The sequence below is a fragment of the Rhizobacter sp. genome, assembly GCF_035702065.1.
Taxonomy (GTDB): domain Bacteria; phylum Pseudomonadota; class Gammaproteobacteria; order Burkholderiales; family Burkholderiaceae_C; genus Rhizobacter.
Genome location: NZ_DASSRA010000137.1, coordinates 1 through 3,055, shown reverse-complemented (window position 1 = coordinate 3,055; position 3,055 = coordinate 1). Strand labels below are relative to the sequence as shown.

Below are 3,055 nucleotides of genomic sequence, written 5' to 3'. Positions count from 1 at the left end.
ACGCGCCAGGTGTCCGGGCCCAGCGCCTGGACCTCGGCGCGCAGGACCTCGAGGCGCGGCAGCGTGAGCGCCTGCCACGTGAGCCAGGCGGGGAATCGCTGCACTTCCCGCTCCAGGAACTTGGCGGGCGGATTGCGGAAGACGCCGAGCTTGTTCCAGCCGCCCAGCTCGACGGGACCGAGCTCCGGATGCTCGAACCGATACCAGTCGACGTAACCCTCGCCGTCCAGCTCGCGATCGCTCCAGCGCAGCATCGCGAGGTCGTCCTCCGGCGCGTGCTCGCGGTACCAGTCGATGTAGTGGAAGTCCTTCAGTCCCGCCTCGCGCAGCGGCGCCCAGATCTCCACCGTCCAGAACAGCATGCCGAGGTGCTCGTAGATCCAGTCGAAGCCGCCGGTGATCACCTGCTTCGGGTGGTACTTGAAGTCGTGGAAGATCGAGAGCACCGGGTAGCCGGTCATCGCTTCCTGCCGCTGGGCGAAGCGCTTGTAGAGCCACAGGTCGTCGGCCGGCATGGTCTCGTCGGCGGCCGACGAGAAGGGCCGCAGGATCACGCCGCTCTGCGTGTGGAAGCTGATCCCGGCGCCGATGTTCGGGTGGCGCGCGATGAAGTCGACGACGGCGCGGACCTCGGGCTCGGAGGCCGGGTACGGTCCCGCGCCCACCTGCTCGAACTCCTGCCGCCAGCCGGCGGGGAAGTTGCGGTTGAGGTCCAGGCCTTCGGCGTCCTTGTTGACCTTGATGGTGAGGCCGTCGAAGTTCTTGAGCGTGCCCTCGGGGATCACGCGGTAGTACTCGCCGCCGAACTCGCCCGGCTCGCGCGCCACCATCAGCCGCGGGTCTTGCGCGCACTTCTTGTAGGTGCCGGCCGGGTCGGGGATGCGCATGAAGAGCATGCGGCCGTCGCCGTCCACGTCTTCCTGGGTCAGGCCGTCGACCGGCTCCTCTTCGAAGGGGTAGCGCCGCGTGGAGGAGCGGATGTGGCGCGGCCGCTCGGCCAGGGCGAGCTCGGCGCCGTCGGGGTTGAGGCGCGGGCAGAGGTAGACCGTGCGCGTGTCCAGCAGGTGGGTGATCTCGCGGTCGTGGCCGTAGCGGCCCAGCAGCAGGTTCAGGTAGTACAGGCAGGCCGTGCTGGCGGTGAGCTCGGCGGCGTGGATGTTGCCGTCGGCCCAGAACGCGGGCTTGTCTTCGGCCAGGCCGGTCTGCGTGTTGGTGACGGTGGCGACCCAGATGTCGCGCCCCTCGTGGCTCTTGCCGATGGAGGCCACCTGCACGAGTGTGGGGTAGGCGTCGGCGTAATCGAACAGCAGCCGGGTGAGTGCGTCGTACTTGTAGAAGGTGTCGAAACGGGGGGTGGGGGCTTTGGACAAGGTCATGGGCGGGCCATCGAGGCGGCGGGGAGCCAAGAATACTGCCCAGGCTCCCCAGCCCGCCATTCGGACTTAAGCGAGGTTTAAGCACCCGACGCCAACACTGGCGCCCTCGTTTGTCTGGCGCGACATCCGCGCGGAGCCGTGAAGACCCATTCCCTGACCTTGCCGCTACCGGCCGCCACAGCGGCGCCGCCGCGCCGCATCGCCTGGTGGCGCCTGCTGGCGGTGCTGGCCGTCGTCTTCGTGTGGCTGGGGGCCACGGCCGGCCTGCGCCCGTTGACCCTGCCCGACGAAGGCCGCTACGTGGGCGTGGCGCTGGAGATGCTGCACGCCGACCACAGCGCCGTGCCCACGCTCGCGGGCCTGCCCTTCTTCCACAAGCCGCCCTTGTTCTACTGGATCACCGAGGCATCGCTGCGCGTCTTCGGTGTCACGCAGTGGGCCGCACGCCTGGCCTCCGTGCTGGGCGCGACCCTGGGTGCGCTCGCGCTCTACCTGCTGGTGCGCCGCCGCGCCAGCGAGCGCGTGGCGCGCCTGGTGCTGCTCGGTCTGTTGACCCAGCCGCTGTGGTTCCTCGGCGCGCAGTTCGCCAACATGGACATGCTGGTCGCCGGCTGCATCAGCGCCACCATCGCCCTGCTGGCGCATGCGGCCTGGCAGTGGCAAGACGGCCTGCCCTGGCGCCGCACCCTGCTGGCCGCCTATGTGTGCGCCGCGCTGGGCGTGCTGGCCAAGGGGCTGATCGGTGCGGTCATCCCGGCGCTGGTGATGCTGGCCTGGCTGGGGGCGCAGAAGCGCTGGCGCACGATCGTGGCCCTGCTGTGGCTGCCGGGCATGGCGGCGTTCGCCCTCGTGGCCGCGCCCTGGTTCGTGCGCATGCAGTCGGAGTTCCCGGGCTTCCTGCACTACTTCATCGTGGTGCAGCACGTGCAGCGCTTTGCGCAGAGCGGCTTCAACAACGCCCAGCCGGTGTGGTTCTACCCGGCGGTGCTGGTGCTGCTCTCGCTGCCCTGGATCGTGTGGCTGGGCCGCGCCGTGTGGCGCGCCTACTGGCAGCGCGTGGCGCGCGAGCCGCTGCTCCTGCTGATGTGGGTGTGGCTGGCGACGGTGGTGGTGTTCTTCTCGCTGCCGCAATCGAAGCTGGTGGGCTACGTGCTGCCGGCGGTGCCGCCGCTCGCGTTCCTGATGGTCGATGCCGCATTGCCGTTGCGGCGCAGCCGCCTGTTCGGCTCGGCGGCGGTGTCGGCGCTGGTGTGCCTGGGGGCGGTCACAGCGCTGACCATCCACCCGCCGCTGTCCAACCGCGAGCTGGGCCAGGCGCTGGCCGCACAGCGCCAACCCGCCGAGCCCATCGTGTTCGTCGACGACTACTACTACGACCTGGCGTTCTACGCCGGCACCCGCACGCCGGCGCTGGTGGCCGACGACTGGGGCAAGCCCGAGCTGCGCCAGGCCGACAACTGGCGCCATGAAGTGGCCGATGCCGCGGCGTTCTCACCCGCGGTGGCCGCGCGGCAGCTCATCGACGCCGGCACGCTCAATGCGCGCCTGTGCAGCGGCTCGCCGCGCGCTTGGCTGGTGGTCACGCACGCGGTCGAGAGCCGCTATCCCTTCCTACAGAGCGCCGAACGCGTCGCCAGCAACAAGGACGCTGCGCTGTGGCGTGTCGACCGTGGCGTGCC

At 70.1% G+C, this 3,055-nt stretch carries 2 protein-coding genes; one reads left to right on the top strand and one right to left on the bottom strand.

Features of this window, described 5'->3' with window-relative positions:
* Nucleotides 1-1,376 (bottom strand): M14 family metallopeptidase (locus VFL64_RS06370; protein ID WP_489539539.1); only part of this gene is annotated, 1,376 nt, incomplete at its 3' end.
* Nucleotides 1,377-1,514: 138 nt separating this feature from the next.
* Here VFL64_RS06370 and VFL64_RS06365 point away from each other — a divergent pair.
* Nucleotides 1,515-3,055: ArnT family glycosyltransferase (locus VFL64_RS06365; protein WP_489539538.1), on the top strand; the 1,541-nt coding region annotated here is incomplete at its 3' end.